Raw genomic sequence first — 15,915 nt, forward strand, 5'->3', positions numbered from 1 at the left:
CTTTAAATCGAGGCGCGCCTTAACAATCATCACCGAACCAAACGGATGAACGGTCCCTTATGTGGGACTGCATCTCAATGTATGACGTGACACCCACTCAGCGCAAAAAAATAAAAGGGCGCCCCGGTCTCCCAGAGCGCCCTTCTTAGAACAAGATTGTTGCGTTGCAGCAAATGCTACTCGGCAGCAGCCTCGGTCTCGACCTCGGCGGTCTCGGCCTCGGCGACCTCAGCGGCCTCCTCGACCTCAGCCTCGGCAGCGAGCTCCTCGGCGGTAACGCCGACGAGAACGACAACCTCGGCCTTGATCTCGCGGTACAGCGAGATGGCAACGGTGTGGGCACCGGCAACCTTGATGGGCTTGCCGAGCTCGACGCGCTTGCGGTCGATGTCCATACCGAGCTGATCCTTGATGGCGTCAGCGATCATAGCGGCGGTGACGGAGCCAAAGAGGATGCCCTCGTCGCCGACCTTGACGTCGACGGTGACCTGCTTGCCCTCGAGGGCAGCCTTGGTCTCGTTGGCGGTAGCCAGACGGACGGCCTCGCGCTTGGCGATGTTGTTGCGACGCTCGTCAAGCTGCTTGAGGTTGCCCTTGGTGGCGGCAACAGCGAGCTTCTTGGGGAACAGGAAGTTCTCAGCGTAACCCTGAGCGACCTCTACGACGTCACCCTCGCCGCCCTTGCCCTTGATCTCATCGAGAAGAATAACCTTCATGATGCGTCTCCCTTCTTAGCCGCGGTCGCGGTTGCCACGGGAGGAAACCACGGGGACGGTGTACGGCAGGAGAGCCATCTCGCGGGCGCGCTTGATGGCGTTGGCGATGTCATGCTGATGCTGCGTGCAAGCGCCAGTGACGCGACGGGGCTTGATCTTGCCACGGTCGGTCATGTACTTACGGAGAAGCTGAGTGTCCTTATAGTCGATGAACTCAGTGTTCTCCTTGCAGAACTGGCAGTACTTACGACGCGGCTGACGTGCAGAAAAATCATTAGCCATGTCAAAATACCTTTCATTTGGCAACTTCGGCGAACCGAAGCCGCCTCTCACTCAAAAATAGGTGAACAACCCTTAAAACGGGATGTCCTCATCGTAGACGTCGACCGCGGGCGGCGTAGCCACCGGTGCGGCAGGACGTGCTGCGGGCGCGGGAGCTGCGGGGGCGTAACCGCCCTGATCGTAGCCACCCTGGCCACCACGGGAGCTCATAAACTCAATCTCATCGACGATGACCTCAAGCTTGCTCCTGCGCTGACCGTCGCGCTCCCAAGAGCTGTAGCGCAGCTTGCCCTCGATCGCGACCTTGTTTCCCTTTGCCAGGAAACGGCTCACGGCCTCGGCGCGGGTGCCGAACATAGTGCAGTCGACAAAGTTGGGATAGTCCTCCCACTCGCCAGTCTGCGCATTGCGGCGGCGATCGTTCACGGCGACGCCAAAGGACAGAACCTGGGTTCCGCCGGCAGTGGCGCGCAGCTCGGGATCGCGGGTGAGGTTACCGGTGATGTTCACTCGATTGATGCTCATTACTCACTACTTCCTCTTGGGGCACAAGCCCAGTACAAAACGACAGTCTTACTCCTGGTCGTCGCGACGGACGATCATGTGGCGGACCACAGCGTCGGTGATGCGCAGGACGCGATCAAGCTCGGCGATCTGGGTAGGATCTGCGTGGAAGTTGATGAGGGTGTAGTCACCATCGGTGAGGTCGTTGATCTCGTAGGCGAGCTTGCGCTTGCCCCACTCGTCAACGGAGTCGACCTTGCCAGCGCCCTCAGCGATCGTGGTATCGATACGCTTCATAACAGCGAGACGAGTCTCGGGGTCGAGCGACGGGTCAACAAAGAACAGCAGTTCATAAGCCTTCATATTGTCACCTCCTCTGGACAAATGTGGCTTCAGGTCGTGAAGGTGCGCCTGAAGCAGGAAAAGACTTGGTAATAGTATCTTTCAACCTCCCAGGCTGCAAGAATATGCAGCTACAACCTCATGACCTCCACATATGCCCATACTCGCACGGCCTTTCTTGCGTATTCCAACCAAATGCCGTCCAAGAGCTTGACGGATTTGAGGACAAGGGCGGGTACATACCGACTTTCTGCCAGATAACCGCAAGTCGCTCGCAGCATGGCTGCGGTCGCAAAATGCATACCAGCGGTACAACGCGACATTTTGAATTATTAAACTTGATTCCCGACCGTCCGTAACTACCTCATTTGAACAGTTCGCCTGGGCCGATTACGCAGGTCATCGATTGGTTTCGGCACGGTTGGGCAAACGACGGAGCGACGCAATTTAAAAAATGCCAAGTTTTTGGTTTGCACTTTGCGATTCCTCGTGTATACTGACTTTCGCATTTAACGGAGAGTTGTCCGAGTGGCCGAAGGAGCACGATTGGAAATCGTGTAGGCGTCAAAAGCGTCTCCAGGGTTCAAATCCCTGACTCTCCGCCAGTTAATTCCAAAGCAGGCCTTTGTGCCTGCTTTGTTTTTACCCCACGCGGAGGGGTGGCAGAGTGGTTGAATGCGGCGGTCTCGAAAACCGTTTGGCCTGTATAAGGTCACGAGGGTTCGAATCCCTCCTCCTCCGCCATTTTGGTTGAGAAAGCTCCCAGCAAAGGGAGCTTTTTTGTTTTGATTCCCTTACAAACAAATACGGCGGCGGAGGAGGGGTTCGAACCCGCCAGGGCGTTCAACACCAACCCAGATCTCCAAACATGTACATCACCCTCCAAAGATGTCAAAAAATGTCGTTTTTGGATGCTGATGTACATGTTTGGAACCTGTGACCGCGCCCAGTTCCGACCGTTTACCGAGCAATGGGGTCACGACCTCCCACAACCATGTACTATGTACGGGCATTTTCCAATCCAACTACCCAAAGGAACCCACCTTGCCCGTCATCGCCACTGTAATCGTTACCGCACACGCCTCGGATGCCATGGTTGCCATCCCGTTTTGGCTCGAGATGTTCGCTGTCGTCGCGGCATCGATTTCGGGTGTACTGGTTGCGCGCGAGCACAAACTCGATCTGGTGGGCGCCGTCGCGCTCGCCGTGGTCTGCGGTCTGGGTGGCGGTCTTTTGCGCGATATGACGCTCCAGGTGGGCAACGTCTACATCCTTAACCAGCCCATGGCGCTGCCGCTGTCCATCGCCACGGCGGCCATCATCTACATCTTCCCTGCCATCGTCGACAAGCCCGACAAGCTCATCCCCCTGCTCGACATCATCTCGGTGGGTATTTATGCGGCAACCGGCGCAGATAAGGCGCTCGTGTACGGATTTGCACCGGTCGTGTGCATCATGATGGGCTTTTTTACCGCGGTAGGCGGCGGCATGCTGCGTGATGGTTTTATGGGCGTGGTGCCGGGTATTTTCCAGCGCACCAACTTCTATGCCATCGCGGCTATCGCTGGATCGGCAAGCTATGTTTGCCTTGTCATGAGCGGCTTGGTCAGCAATGTCGTCGCGCTGGTCGTTTGCGTCGCAGTGACCATGGGCCTGCGCTGGCTCTCGCTGCGCTTTGACATCAAAAGCCCCACCGAGGACGATATCGCGCGTTTCCTACATCGTAAAAAATAGATAGCACGGCCCGGCCCATCGCTAGGTGACAGCCTATCTACAACCGGCCGCAGGCCCGATATCCCGCGACGCCTTACGTAGGCAATTGCCCATGCAGAATACTGCAACCGCGAGTTTCTTTTAGAGCGAAGGCGTAATGGGTACCATATTGGGCGTATGCAAATCACCAAGCAAAGGATTCACCATGCCTCACAACCAACCCGCGGCGGCGCAACATCACAACATGCGCGGACACCTCATTATGGCCTTCGCGCTTATCGCGCTGGCGTTTACCGCGCTGCCTTCCATGGCATTCGCCGGCACCGACACCGCGGGCAATGTTTTCGTGTCCGACGGGGATTCCAGTCCATCCGGCGTCGGGGGCGATCTGTACTGGGCCGGTCAAAGCCTTAGCCTGGACGACGCTTCCATCGACCGCGATATCATCGCCGCCGGCGAAAGCCTGTCGATTCGCGACTGCACCGTAGGCGGCGCCGTTCGCCTGGCGGCGCGCACCATCGATATCGCCAAGACCACCATTGATGGAAGCGTGACAGTTGCCGCTCAGCACGTCGTACTTAACTCCGGCAGTACCGCCAATTGCTTCTATGCCGCAGGTGAGACGGTTGCCCTGCGCGGCTCCGCCAAGTCGGCAGCGCTCGCGGGCAATACGGTAACCATCGACGGCACTGTCGATGGCGATGTTGAGGTCTGGGCCGACAAGCTGGTGCTCGGCAAAAACGCCAACATCACCGGTACCGTAAACGCTCATGTCTCACAGGACCCCGAACGCGCCGACGGCGCCAAAGTGGGGGCCCTCAAGATCGACCGCACCGAGAACGAGGATACCTCCACCGTCAACGACGTCATCGGCGGCATCGTTGCCGCAGCTCTTTCCACCTGCTTTGTCGCGATTCTCCTTGAGCTCGTCTTTCCGCGTGCAACAGCCAGCGCGGCCGGCATGCTTCACCAGCACCCCGCCCCGCTGTGGGTGAGCGGTCTTTTGGGCACGGTAGCCGCCGTTCCCGCCATCTTGCTGCTCATCATCTCTATTGCCGGCCTGTCGCTCGCCGGAGCCCTGATGTGCGGCGTCATCGGCATCGCCCTGGTCTCGGCGTCCTTTGCGGGCACCGCGGTCGCACGCATGGTCGGGCACAGCCAGAACCGCTACGCCATGGCCGCCGTGGGCGGCGCCATCGCCGGCGCCCTTACAGCACTTCCCCTTATGGGCAACTTTATCAGCGGCGTAGCCTTCGTCTTTACGCTGGGCTATCTCATTCAGATCATCTGGCGCAACGCCCACGTCAAGCCGCAACAGGCCCCCAACACCCCGGGCCTTCCCTCCGCCTAACCGCCAACCACCGCAAAGGTGTCCTTCCTCTTTGTGGTGGTACAAAAAGGGCGCCGGCCGCGATGGTCGACGCCCTTTCTTGTGAATGCTACAGAGCGCAGCGCTTATTTGTTGACCTGACCGGCGCGAACGGCAGCCTTCTTGCGATCGGTGGCGTTGAGCAGACGCTTGCGCAGACGGATGTTCTTGGGGGTGATCTCCACCAGTTCGTCATCGGCGATGTACTCCAGCGCCTCCTCCAGCGAGAAGGTGCGAGGCGGCACCAGCTGCACGGAGATATCGGAGGTCGAGGAACGCTGGTTGCCCAGGTTCTTGGTACGGGCGATGTTGACGACCATGTCGCCGGCCTTGCTGCGCTCACCCACGATCATGCCCTCGTAGCACTCGACACCCGGCTCAACAAACAGCTGGCCGCGCTCCTGCAGCGTGCCCAGAGCGTAGGCAACGGCCTTCTCGGTGGTCATGGAGATCATGGCGCCGTTCTGACGGTTGCCGATCTCGCCGGCGTAAGGACCGTACTCCAGGAAGGTGTGATAGAACACGCCCTCGCCGTGAGTGACGTTCATGATGCGGTTCTTAAGGCCCATGATGCCGCGGGTCGGGATCTTAAACTCAAGGTGCGTCACGATGCCCGAGGTGTCCATGCTGGTCATAATGCCGCCAGAGGTGCCAAAGACCTCGACGACCTTGCCCGAGTACTCGTCCGGGCACTCGACGACAGCCTGCTCGACGGGCTCCATCTTGTTGCCGTTCTCATCCTTCTTAAACAGAACGCGGGGACGGCCGACCTGGAACTCAAAGCCCTCGCGACGCATGGACTCCATCAGGACGGACAGGTGCAGAATGCCGCGGCCCGAGACCTCGACGCCGCTCTTGTCCTCGAGCTCCTCAATCTTCATGGTCACATTGTTCTCGGCCTCATTGAACAGGCGCTCCTTGAGCTGACGAGCGCCCACAATGTCGCCATCGCGGCCGACGAGCGGAGAGGTCGAGGCCTCAAAGACGATGGACAGGGTCGGCGGATCGATCTCGATAGGCTCGAGTTCGACGGGGTTCTCGGGATCGGTGTAGACATCGCCGATGTCGGTGCGCTCGATACCCACGACGGCGGCAATGTCGCCGGCGCCGACTTCCTGGCACTCGGTGCGGCCCAGGTAGTCGAAGGTAAAGAGCTGCTTGACGGTAGCGGTGGCGCTGGAACCGTCGTTCTTGACGACCAGGATCTGATCGCCCTGGCGAATGGTGCCGGAGTACACGCGGCCAATGCCGATGCGGCCGACAAAGTTGGAGTGGTCGATGGTCACGCACTGCATAGCGAGCGGCGCGGTCTCGTCAACCTCGGGCGCGGGCATGTCGTCGATGATCATGTCGAGCAGCGGGTACATGTCCATGTTGCCGTCGTTGGGGTCAAGGCGGGCAAAGCCATTCATGGCGCTGGCATAGACCACGTGCTCCATGGCAAACTCGAGCTGGTCGTCGGTGGCGCCCAGGTCGGCCATAAGGTCCAGACAGTCGTTGTAGGCCTTCTCGGGGTTGGCGCCCGGACGGTCGATCTTGTTGATGACGATCATGATCTTAAGGCCAGTGTCGATGGCGTGACGTAGGACAAAGCGGGTCTGGGGCATGGGGCCCTCAAAGGCGTCGACCAGCAGCAGGGCGCCGTCGGCCATGCGCAGCACGCGCTCGACCTCACCGCCAAAGTCGGCGTGGCCCGGGGTGTCGATGACGTTGATCTTAACGTCCTTGTACTCGATAGAGATGTTCTTGGCGAGAATCGTGATGCCGCGCTCGCGCTCCTGGTCGTTGGAGTCCAGGACGCGATCCTCGACCTGCTGGTTGGCACGGAAGGCGTCCGTGGCACGCAGGAGCTTATCGACCATCGTCGTCTTACCGTGATCGACGTGGGCGATAATGGCGATGTTCCTCAGATTGTCTACGCGCATGTAGTTCCCCTATCTTCTATCTATATACAAACGGCACGCGTATGCGACCCGTCCAGCAACACAACGCTCGGCGGGAATATTGAGCCTTTTACCGAAAAACTCGTTTATTTTAGCGATTCTAGATGAGAGGGGTTTCCTCACCTGCAGGTTCAGGGTCGCTCCACATAAAACCATCGCCGGCGCCCATGCCCTCGTACAGCACATATGCCGAAAAACCGCTCTCGAGCGTGGTCTCGAAGAAGCTAACGAGCAAAGCGTCGTGATATCCGCCCTCGATCTCCACACAGCCGGTGTAGCCGATGGCATAGCGGGCGATGCGGCCCAGGCCTTCGTCCTTGAGACCCATCTTGTGCTCGGAGATAAAGTTGGTGGCAGCCTCCAGGCATGCCTCCTCACCGTCCTCGTCGAGAGCCGCAAGATAGCGGTTGGAGGCGGCATCCTCGATCGCCACGACAACGCCCGGGTTTTCACCGGCGGCAAGGTCGTCCAAAAACGCACCGATCAGATCGCACACCATGGCGTCGAGCTCGGCGGAGACGTTACCGGCGTCCTGCATATCCTGTGCCATCTTTTGACCTTCCCATCACATTCGGCGTCGTTATAACTCCTGTGCCTCGGCCGCGATTCTGGCGGCAGCGTCACGGGCGCGAACCATATCCGCCGCGCGCTTGTCGAGCACCTTGATCTGGTTGGTCAGCATCACCGCATCGACCACGCCCCAGATCACCAGGCCCATCGAAATCGAAAACCCAAGCGCACCAACTGTACCACGAAGCCGCGACAAGATTACCGCGGCAAGCGCGGAGACAACAACCATCTTGATATAGGAGTCACGGCGCTCGCGAAGAGTGCGAGCCTGCGTCACATACGCAATGCGCGCGGCCTCAAATGCCTCGGCGCGCATATGGGCCTCACGCGCGATAGCGGCTGCTTCGGTCGACACACTGGTACCCATCAGCGCTCGCCGTGCATCGTGCTCAACCGACATTTAGAAATCATCGGGCGAGAGCGTGTGGACAAACTCGTCAAACTTCTCGAACTCACCCTCGTCGTCAACCTCGTCGGCAAGCGGAGAGACGGTGCCCAAGCGATTCATGATGTCGTCCTCCACAAACATGGGGGCATTGCTGCGCACGGCAAGGGCGATAGCGTCGCTCGGTCGCGCGTCAAGCATATGCTCGCCCCTATCGGTGTGCACGACGACCGTCGCGTAGAACACCGGCGGCTCGGCGCGCACGATCTCGATACGCTCGATCTTTGCTCCCACCACTTCGATGGTATCGAGCAAAAGATCGTGGGTGATGGGGCGATCGGTGCGGCCGGTATCGATACCGCGGCTGATGGCCGCTGCCTCGTAGGAACCGGTCTGGATGGAAAGAGAGCGCAGCGGCGCGGACGAATCCGACTTACGGCAACGCTCGCGCAAGACGATCAGCGATGGCACGGGACCGGCGGCCATGACGATGGTCTCTATGTCGACACGAACCATGGAACACCTCCGGTACGTTGTTATTGGCATGCGCGGCAGCTCCGCCGCATTGAATAGCTATACTACCCAATCTTTCGCCCAGCACACAAAATCAAAGTAGTTAATTTGGGACGGGGCTTTTTTAGTTAATTTGGGACGGGGCTTTTTTAGCTACCCAGCGGCAGGTCTAGAAACTGAGGCTGCGCAGAACAGGGTAGCCAAAAAAGCCCCGTCCCAAATTAACTGCTCCAACGGGTAAGAAAAAAGCCCCGAGGCAATGCCCCAGGGCTCTTAACGTTTTGATGGTGGACCTGACAAGATTCGAACTTGTGACCTCCCGGTTATCAGCCGGACGCTCTAACCAACTGAGCTACAGGTCCATCATGGTGGAGGTTAGGGGGATCGAACCCCTGACCTCAGGCTTGCAAAGCCCGCGCTCTCCCAGCTGAGCTAAACCCCCACGGAGACAGTAATAAACACCCCAGCGGCGACTCGGCTCTCGCTGGGGTGTTTATTGCGAAAGAAAGTGGTGGACCTGACAAGATTCGAACTTGTGACCTCCCGGTTATCAGCCGGACGCTCTAACCAACTGAGCTACAGGTCCATCGCGCAAGGGATATATTAGACGAGTCATTACGCGCACGTCAACAACTTTTTTGAAAATCTTTGAAGGGTGTCGGCCCCGGCTGCCCGGCGGCGTGCGAAGACTCCTGCCCGGACAGTCCTGCTCGCACGGAGAGCACATTAAGTGCTCTCCGGCTCGTGCGGAACTCGCGATCGACTTCGCATGCCGCCGGGCAGCCGGGGCCGACGTGGGGTTCAAAGATTGTCAAAAAAGCGGTCGGCGCGCAGTGCGCCGACCGCCGATATATGGGGTCTGATGATTTTTACTAGCTAGGGCCTCTTACTCGTCTAGGAGATCCTCTGGTATGTCGTTGCCGTCGCCTAGGTCGACTGGGGCCTCTTCGGTGACGTCTGCGGTCTCGGTACTTTCTCCCTCGGGCTTCTCTTCGGCGGCTGTCATGCGGGCAACGGCGCACACGCGGTCGTCATCGCTTACGGTCATCATCTTGACACCCTGCGTGGTTCGACCGGTCTGGCTGATCTCGTCGGTCTTGACGCGAATGACCGTCGCGCCCTCCGTCACGATAAACAGCTCATGCTGCGGGCCGACCGCCTTCATGGCCGCAAGGTTGCCCTTGCGCTCGGTCATTTGAATGGTGTAGACACCCTGGCCGCCGCGGTTTTGCTCCGGATAATCCGAGACCGGCGTGCGCTTGCCGTAGCCGCACTCGGTAATGACAAACAGGTCTCCCTCGCCGTTGGTGACCTCCATGCCCAGGACACTCACGCCGTCCTTCATGCCAATGCCGCGGACACCGCTGGTGTCGCGGCCGGTAGCGCGAACCTGGTCCTCGGGGAACATGATCGCCTTGCCCGCAGTGGTGGCCATGATGATCTTGTCGCCCTCGCGCACGCGGCGCACGGCGAGCAGCGCGTCGTCGTCCCTCAGGTTGATGGCGATTAGGCCATCGCGGCGGCTGCGATCATAGGCGCTCATCACGGTCTTCTTGACCATGCCGTTCTTGGTGGCAAACATCAGGTACTCATCGGCGGGGAACTTACGACAGCTAATGACGCTCGCGATCTTCTCGCCCTCCTCAAAGGGAAGCAGGTTGACGATCGCGGTGCCGCGCGCCTGGCGCGTACCAACCGGCAGCTCGTGCACCTTCAGACGGTAGACCTTGCCCTTGCTCGAGAAGAACAGCACATACTCGTGGGTGGACGCGATAAACATCTCGTCGATAACGTCGTCCTCTTTAAGGTTGACGCCCGACACGCCCTTGCCGCCGCGCTTCTGGGCGCGGTAAGCGGCCACCGGGATACGCTTCACATAGCCGGTGTGGGTGATCGTCACGACCATGTCCTCGTCGGCGATGAGGTCCTCGACATCCAGATCCTTCTCGATCTGGCTGATCTCGGTACGGCGCTTGTCGCCAAACTTCTTGGAGATCTCGCGCATCTCTTCCTTGATGACGCCCAGAATCTTCTCCTCGTGCGTCAGCAGGTCCTCGTAGTAGGCGATAGCACGGCGCAGGCCGTCCAGCTCTTCCTGGATCTTGTCGCGCTCCAGGCCGGTCAGGCGACGCAGCTTCATCTCGAGGATGGCCGTGGTCTGCTCGGGCGTAAAGCCAAAACGCTCAATCAGGCGGCTGCTGGCCTCGGCATCGGTCTGCGAGGAGCGGATGATGCTAATGACCTCGTCGATATGGTCGAGGGCCATAAGGTAGCCCTCAAGGATATGTGCACGGGCCTGGGCCTTTTTAAGGTCAAAGTGGGTGCGGCGGGTGACTACGTCGACCTGGTGGTCGATGTAGTGTTGCAGCATCTCGCGCAGGCTCAGGCATTTAGGAACGCCATTGACGAGCGCCAGATTGTTGGCACCAAAGGTGGTCTGCAGCGAGGTGTACTTATACAGGTTGTTAAGTACGACCTGCGGGATAACGCCCTTCTTGAGCTCAATGACCAGACGGATGCCCTTTTGGTTGGACTCGTCGCGCATGTCCGAGATGCCCTCGATGCGCTTGTCGTTTACGAGCTGGGCGATTTTCTCCTGAAGGGTGCCCTTGTTGACCATGTAGGGAATCTCGGTAAAGACCAGGCGGCTGCGGCCGGTCTTGGTGGACTCCACATGGGCCTTGGCGCGCACGGTGATGGAACCGCGGCCGGTCTCGTAGCTCTGCCTAATGCCGGCGCTACCCATGATGATGGCACCGGTGGGAAAGTCCGGGCCGGGCATAATCTGCATGAGCTCGTCGACGGTGGCGTCGGGGTTGTCGATCAGGTAGCAGGTGGCCTCGATCGCCTCGGTGAGGTTATGCGGGGCGATATTGGTGGCCATGCCTACAGCGATGCCTTGGCTGCCATTAACCAGCAGGTTGGGGAAGCGTGCGGGCAGTACCACGGGCTCGGCGAGCGACTCGTCGTAGTTGGGCTGCCAGTCGACGGTATCCTTCTGCAGGTCGCGGAGCAGCTCCATGGCGGGCTTTGCCAGACGGCTCTCGGTGTAACGCATAGCTGCGGCACCGTCGCCGTCGATGTTTCCAAAGTTGCCGTGGCCGTCGATAAGCGGCGTGCGCATGGAGAACCACTGCGCCAGACGAACCATGGTCTCATAGACCGCGGAGTCGCCGTGGGGGTGGTACTTACCGATAACTTCGCCGACCGTCCAGGCCGACTTCTTGTGCGGGCGGTTGGGGTAGATGCCGCTCTCGTTCATGGCGTACAGGATGCGGCGGTGCACCGGCTTTAAGCCGTCGCGCACGTCCGGCAGGGCGCGTGCCGTAATGACCGACATCGAGTACTCGATAAACGACTGCTTCATCTCGCGGCCAAACTCCGAAATCTGGAGCTGGCCGCCGTTGATGTCCTCGCCGGCCGAGGCGCCGCGATCGACCGCGCCAAAGCTCTCCTCGAGCTCGGCGTCGTCATCCTCTTCCTCTTCATCCTCGACATCGGGGTTGTAGGAATCCGGGTCGCCATCCTCGCCCTGCTCGGCGCGGGCGAGCAGGCGCTTCAGATCATCGGGCATACCGGCGTCGCCGGCCTCGTCCATACCCTCGTTGCTGTTGATATCGTCTGCCACGTTACCTCCTCATGGTTTGCGTGGTCCATTAGTTCCCTACCACGGAGACGGCTTTTCCAGGTGCCGCAGATTCGCCCGAAAGAGGAGGGAAGCGTACTTGGGTACGCAACCGACGATTGAGGGCGAAGGTGCGGTGGCTGGGAAAGCCGAACAGGTTAGGCATCTAAGAAGCGTGCATCATGCGCGTGTTTTTCAATGTACTCGCGGCGATAGCCCACCTCGGAACCCATGAGCTCGCGTACGGCACGGTCCGCCACCACGGCATCCTCGATCGTCACGCGCTGCAAAATGCGGGTCTTGGGGTCCATCGTCGTCGAGGCAAGCTGCTTGGGGTCCATCTCACCCAGGCCCTTGTAGCGCTGGACGGTATAGCCCTTGCGCTTCTTGGTGATCTTGCCATCCTTGGCCTTGCCGTCCTCGTCGTTGTCGTCGGGGTTCAGGCCCAGGCTCTGAATGGTGTCGCGCAGAATCTCGTCTTCGGGCTGTCGGCCGTTGGGATACACGTAGTGGATCTTGTTGCGCACCTTAATGCCAAAGATAGGCGGGCAGGCAACATAGACATAGCCGGCATCGATCAGCGGACGCATGTACTTGTAGAAGAACGTCAGCAGCAGGATGCGGATATGCGCACCGTCGACATCTGCATCGGTCATGATGATGATCTTGTGGTAGCGCGCCTTGGTGATATCGAAGTCGCCGCCGTCGCCGGCGCTCGTCGTGACGCCGCAACCGATCGCGGTGATCAGCGACTGGATGGTGTCGCTCGAGAACGCACGGTGGTCGCCCACGCGCTCGACGTTCAGAATCTTGCCGCGCAGGGGCAGAATCGCCTGGATGTCTCGGCGGCGGCCGTCCTTGGCCGAACCGCCTGCCGAGTCGCCCTCTACGATGAAGAGCTCGGTCAGCTCGGCATCGCGCACCGAGCAGTCGGCGAGTTTGCCGGGCAGCGAGGCCGTCTCGAGCAGGCTCTTGCGACGGGTCGCCTCGCGCGCCTTGCGGGCGGCGTTGCGGGCCTTGCAGGCCTGCTGCGCCTTCTTGACGATCTCGCGGGCGGGCTTGGGGTGCTCCTCAAGGTAGTCGGCAAGACCGTCGGTCACGATCTTGAGCGTAAGCGCGCGCATGTAGGAACTACCGAGCTTGGCCTTGGTCTGGCCCTCAAACTGCGGATCGGGCAGCTTGACCGAGATGACGGCCGAGAGACCCTCGCGCACGTCGTCACCGCTCAGGTTGGCCTCTTTCTCCTTAAGCAGGTTCTGCTTGCGGGCGTAATCGTTAATCACGCGGGTGAGGGCGGTGCGGAAGCCCTCGAGGTGCATGCCGCCCTCGGGGGTGTAGATATCGTTGGCAAACGACATGACGTTCTCGCCATAACCGGCGTTCCACTGCAGGGACACCTCGACCTCGCCCATCTTGGCCACGGGCGCATCCGGGTCCGATTTGCCCTCAATGTAGATGGGCTCCTTAAAGGCCTCGGGGACGTCCTTGCCGTCGTTGAGGAACTTGACGAAGTCGATGATGCCGCCCTCGTAGCAAAACTCCTCCACGCGGGGAGCCGCCTCACGCTCGTCAGTCAGCACGATCTTGAGGTTCTTGTTGAGAAACGCCGTCTCTTGCAGACGATTGTGCAGTGTATCGAAATCGTAGACGCAGGTCTCGAAGATCTCGTCGTCGGGCCAGAAGGAGACGGTGGTGCCCGTCGAATCCGAGGTGCCCACGACCTCCATCTTCTTGACGGTCTTGCCGCGCGAGAATTCCATCTCGTAGATATTGCCGTCGCGGCGCACCTGCACGACCACGCGCTTGGACAGGGCGTTGACAACGGAGATGCCCACGCCGTGCAGGCCGCCGGAAACCTTATAGGCCGAGTTATCGAACTTACCGCCGGCGTGAAGGATCGTCATGACGACCTCGAGCGTCGGAATCTTTTTGACAGGGTGCTCGTCGACGGGGATGCCGCGCCCGTTATCGACGACTGTAATGGAGTTGTCGGCGTGGACCGTCACCTGAATCTCGGTGCAGAAACCGGCCATGGCCTCGTCGACGGAGTTGTCAACGATCTCCCACACCAGGTGGTGCAGACCGCTGGCGCTCGTCGAGCCGATATACATGCCCGGGCGCTTACGGACGGCTTCGAGACCCTCGAGGATCTTAATTTCGCCGCCATCGTAATCGTTTTCGTTTGCCACACGTCCTCCTTCGATTAAGAAAATCTGTATAGCCTTACTATTTTATCGTAAAAAATACCCTCGGGGACGAGGGTATTTGCCTATACAAGGCCACCAGATGCGATTTAAGACTCTTTTTTGCTTTGCACGCCCTTGGCCCACTCGGCACTGGCCCGCATGGCGTTCTGGAGGGCCTCACGCAGTTTTTGGTCTTCGATGGGCGACACCTGGCGCTCGATCTCGGCGCGCTCGGCTTCATTCAGGTCGGCATGCGGCGCGGACGGGCGCTCAGGCGCGACCGGACGCAGGCGCTCCTTTACCGCGGGCGGTGTGTGGCCGGGGCGGGTCGTCTTAAATACCAGGCCATCCACATGCGCGCCGGCACGCTCCATGCGCGCGCGGATTATCTCGCGCAAAAGTGTCATCTCCTGTGTCCACGAGGGCGAATCGAGATACACCAGCAGCTCGTTGGACTCGGGAAGATAACGCAGCCCCGTCACGTGCCGGCCCTCGCGCGTGCCCGAGCACACCGCGTTCCAAGCACGGTAGACCGCGCGCGATTCCTCGGCGGCCTCCATTTGCGCACGACGCTCGGGCGTAGCCGACGCCAAGATGCGCTGGCGCTCGGCACCCAAAAAGTCACTGAAGGCAGCCGTGCCGTTCTCACGCTCGTAATTAGCATGCCTCACCCATGCTCACCACCTTGGCTCGATCAAGTAACTCATCGGTAAAGTATCCCAAATTGGTGGTGGTTATGACTGTCTGGATGTCGTCGCCGATCAGCTGCAAAAAAGCGGCGCGGCGATCGCCGTCGAGCTCGCTCATCACGTCATCCAAAAGCAGCAGCGGGGCGGTACCCAGAATATCGCGGGCTACGGCCACCTCGGCCACCTTCCAAGCCAGGACCAACGTACGTTGCTGACCCTGACTGGCAAACGAGCGGGCCGAGCGGCCGGCGACCGAAAACTCAATCTCGTCGCGGTGCGGACCCACGAGTGTCACGCCGCGGCGGATTTCCTCGTCGGCGCGCTCGTCGAGCGCCGCGAGCATGCGCTCGTATGCCCAGCCCCTCAGCTCCTCGCGGTCATCGGTCTGGGGCAGCTCTCCCAACGTGGACGCATAGGCCACATCGGCCTCCTCCCCGGACGCAACCAGCCCGTAGGCATTGCGCACGTGGGCATCCAAGCGATCGAGCAGGGCCAAGCGGTGCACCAGCAGGGCCGATCCGGCGCGGGCAATCGACTCATTCCACGCACCGAGCATCTCACGGCAGCACCATGTCTCTTTGAGCAGGGCGTTGCGCTGCGTCACGCAGCGGCCATAGGCGCTTGCCAGATCGGCATAGCGGGCGCTCAGCTGCACACCAAAGTCGTCGAGCGCGGCGCGACGCACGCTGGCACCGCGCTTAACCATATCCAGATGATCGGGGCAGAACAAAACACTCGGCAGCACGCCGCGCACACCAGAGGCGGCACATCGCTTGCCGTTGCGGCTAAACGAACGCTTACCGTCCTCCACGCATAGGCCCATGTCCAGCACGCGGCCATCGCCCTCGAGCCTAAGCTCGGCCTTGCACAAACCCGTGCCGTCGTGCACAAGCTCGACGGCAGTGGAATGCCTAAACGAGGCGCCGCTCGTTAGCAGCTGCAGCGCCTCTATGAGGTTGGTCTTTCCCGCCGCGTTGGGCCCCGCGAGCACCGTCACGCCATCGCTCAGTTCCAGGCGATAGCTATCGAAGCTGCGGTAGCGCGCGACGGAAAGATCGCGGGCGAACATGGCCATAGG

At 60.2% G+C, this 15,915-nt stretch carries 14 protein-coding genes and 5 tRNA genes; 4 read left to right on the top strand and 15 right to left on the bottom strand.

Annotation, left to right across the window (positions count from 1 at the left end):
• Window positions 1-176 precede the first annotated feature (176 nt).
• The 4 genes from rplI to rpsF all read right to left on the bottom strand — a co-directional run bounded on the left by rplI (window position 177) and on the right by rpsF (window position 1,865).
• Entirely contained in the window at window positions 177-716 is a 540-nt protein-coding gene (gene rplI, locus ACTQ48_RS02835) for a 50S ribosomal protein L9 (RefSeq protein WP_154516756.1), read from the bottom strand.
• A gap of 15 nt (window positions 717-731) precedes the next feature.
• Window positions 732-998: a 30S ribosomal protein S18 gene (rpsR, locus tag ACTQ48_RS02840; protein WP_006235829.1), complete on the bottom strand. Its 267-nt coding sequence runs from the start codon at window positions 996-998 to the stop codon at window positions 732-734.
• A 72-nt stretch (window positions 999-1,070) separates the two neighbouring features.
• Window positions 1,071-1,523: a single-stranded DNA-binding protein gene (locus ACTQ48_RS02845; RefSeq protein WP_006235830.1), complete on the bottom strand. Its 453-nt coding sequence runs from the start codon at window positions 1,521-1,523 to the stop codon at window positions 1,071-1,073.
• A 48-nt stretch (window positions 1,524-1,571) separates the two neighbouring features.
• On the bottom strand, window positions 1,572-1,865 hold the full coding sequence (rpsF, locus tag ACTQ48_RS02850) for a 30S ribosomal protein S6 (RefSeq protein WP_006235831.1): 294 nt from the start codon (window positions 1,863-1,865) through the stop codon (window positions 1,572-1,574).
• A 493-nt stretch (window positions 1,866-2,358) separates the two neighbouring features.
• On the opposite strand from rpsF, the gene ACTQ48_RS02855 reads away from it, so the two are divergent.
• From ACTQ48_RS02855 to ACTQ48_RS02870, 4 genes are all read left to right on the top strand, one after another.
• A tRNA-Ser gene (locus tag ACTQ48_RS02855) sits at window positions 2,359-2,449 on the top strand.
• 48 nt (window positions 2,450-2,497) lie between these two features.
• A tRNA-Ser gene (locus tag ACTQ48_RS02860) sits at window positions 2,498-2,588 on the top strand.
• A 300-nt stretch (window positions 2,589-2,888) separates the two neighbouring features.
• Window positions 2,889-3,578: a trimeric intracellular cation channel family protein gene (locus ACTQ48_RS02865; RefSeq protein ID WP_229770653.1), complete on the top strand. Its 690-nt coding sequence runs from the start codon at window positions 2,889-2,891 to the stop codon at window positions 3,576-3,578.
• Between the two features lie 184 nt (window positions 3,579-3,762).
• Complete coding sequence (locus ACTQ48_RS02870) at window positions 3,763-4,908, top strand: hypothetical protein (RefSeq protein ID WP_441570079.1); 1,146 nt, start codon at window positions 3,763-3,765, stop codon at window positions 4,906-4,908.
• 104 nt (window positions 4,909-5,012) lie between these two features.
• On the opposite strand, the gene typA is transcribed toward ACTQ48_RS02870, so the two are convergent.
• From typA to recF, 11 genes are all read right to left on the bottom strand, one after another.
• Window positions 5,013-6,851 carry a translational GTPase TypA gene (gene typA, locus ACTQ48_RS02875; RefSeq protein ID WP_154516764.1) on the bottom strand — a complete coding sequence of 613 codons (1,839 nt, stop codon included), beginning with the start codon at window positions 6,849-6,851 and terminating at the stop codon, window positions 5,013-5,015.
• A 118-nt stretch (window positions 6,852-6,969) separates the two neighbouring features.
• A complete protein-coding gene (locus tag ACTQ48_RS02880; protein WP_154516767.1) occupies window positions 6,970-7,419 on the bottom strand; it encodes a hypothetical protein in 450 nt (149 codons plus the stop codon).
• A gap of 30 nt (window positions 7,420-7,449) precedes the next feature.
• The gene (locus tag ACTQ48_RS02885) at window positions 7,450-7,839 is read right to left on the bottom strand and encodes a hypothetical protein (RefSeq protein WP_441563905.1); all 390 of its coding nucleotides are present in this window, start codon (window positions 7,837-7,839) and stop codon (window positions 7,450-7,452) included.
• A complete protein-coding gene (locus ACTQ48_RS02890) occupies window positions 7,840-8,340 on the bottom strand; it encodes a bifunctional nuclease family protein (RefSeq protein WP_441570080.1) in 501 nt (166 codons plus the stop codon). It abuts the gene before it with no gap.
• A 282-nt stretch (window positions 8,341-8,622) separates the two neighbouring features.
• Window positions 8,623-8,699: transfer RNA gene (locus ACTQ48_RS02895), tRNA-Ile, on the bottom strand.
• 4 nt (window positions 8,700-8,703) lie between these two features.
• Window positions 8,704-8,779: transfer RNA gene (locus tag ACTQ48_RS02900), tRNA-Ala, on the bottom strand.
• 67 nt (window positions 8,780-8,846) lie between these two features.
• Window positions 8,847-8,923, bottom strand: a tRNA-Ile gene (locus tag ACTQ48_RS02905).
• A gap of 300 nt (window positions 8,924-9,223) precedes the next feature.
• The gene (gene gyrA / locus ACTQ48_RS02910; protein WP_441570092.1) at window positions 9,224-11,935 is read right to left on the bottom strand and encodes a DNA gyrase subunit A; all 2,712 of its coding nucleotides are present in this window, start codon (window positions 11,933-11,935) and stop codon (window positions 9,224-9,226) included.
• 185 nt (window positions 11,936-12,120) lie between these two features.
• Entirely contained in the window at window positions 12,121-14,151 is a 2,031-nt protein-coding gene (gene gyrB / locus ACTQ48_RS02915) for a DNA topoisomerase (ATP-hydrolyzing) subunit B (RefSeq protein WP_427717924.1), read from the bottom strand.
• Window positions 14,152-14,255: 104 nt separating this feature from the next.
• Complete coding sequence (locus ACTQ48_RS02920) at window positions 14,256-14,819, bottom strand: DciA family protein (protein WP_441570081.1); 564 nt, start codon at window positions 14,817-14,819, stop codon at window positions 14,256-14,258.
• Window positions 14,806-15,912, bottom strand: a complete 1,107-nt coding sequence (gene recF / locus ACTQ48_RS02925) for a DNA replication/repair protein RecF (RefSeq protein WP_427729030.1) — start codon at window positions 15,910-15,912, stop codon at window positions 14,806-14,808. Before recF ends, ACTQ48_RS02920 begins: the two co-directional genes overlap by 14 nt.
• Between the last annotated feature and the right edge of the window lie 3 nt (window positions 15,913-15,915).

The sequence above is a fragment of the Collinsella sp. Sow4_E3 genome (genome assembly GCF_052116285.1).
Taxonomy (GTDB): domain Bacteria; phylum Actinomycetota; class Coriobacteriia; order Coriobacteriales; family Coriobacteriaceae; genus Collinsella.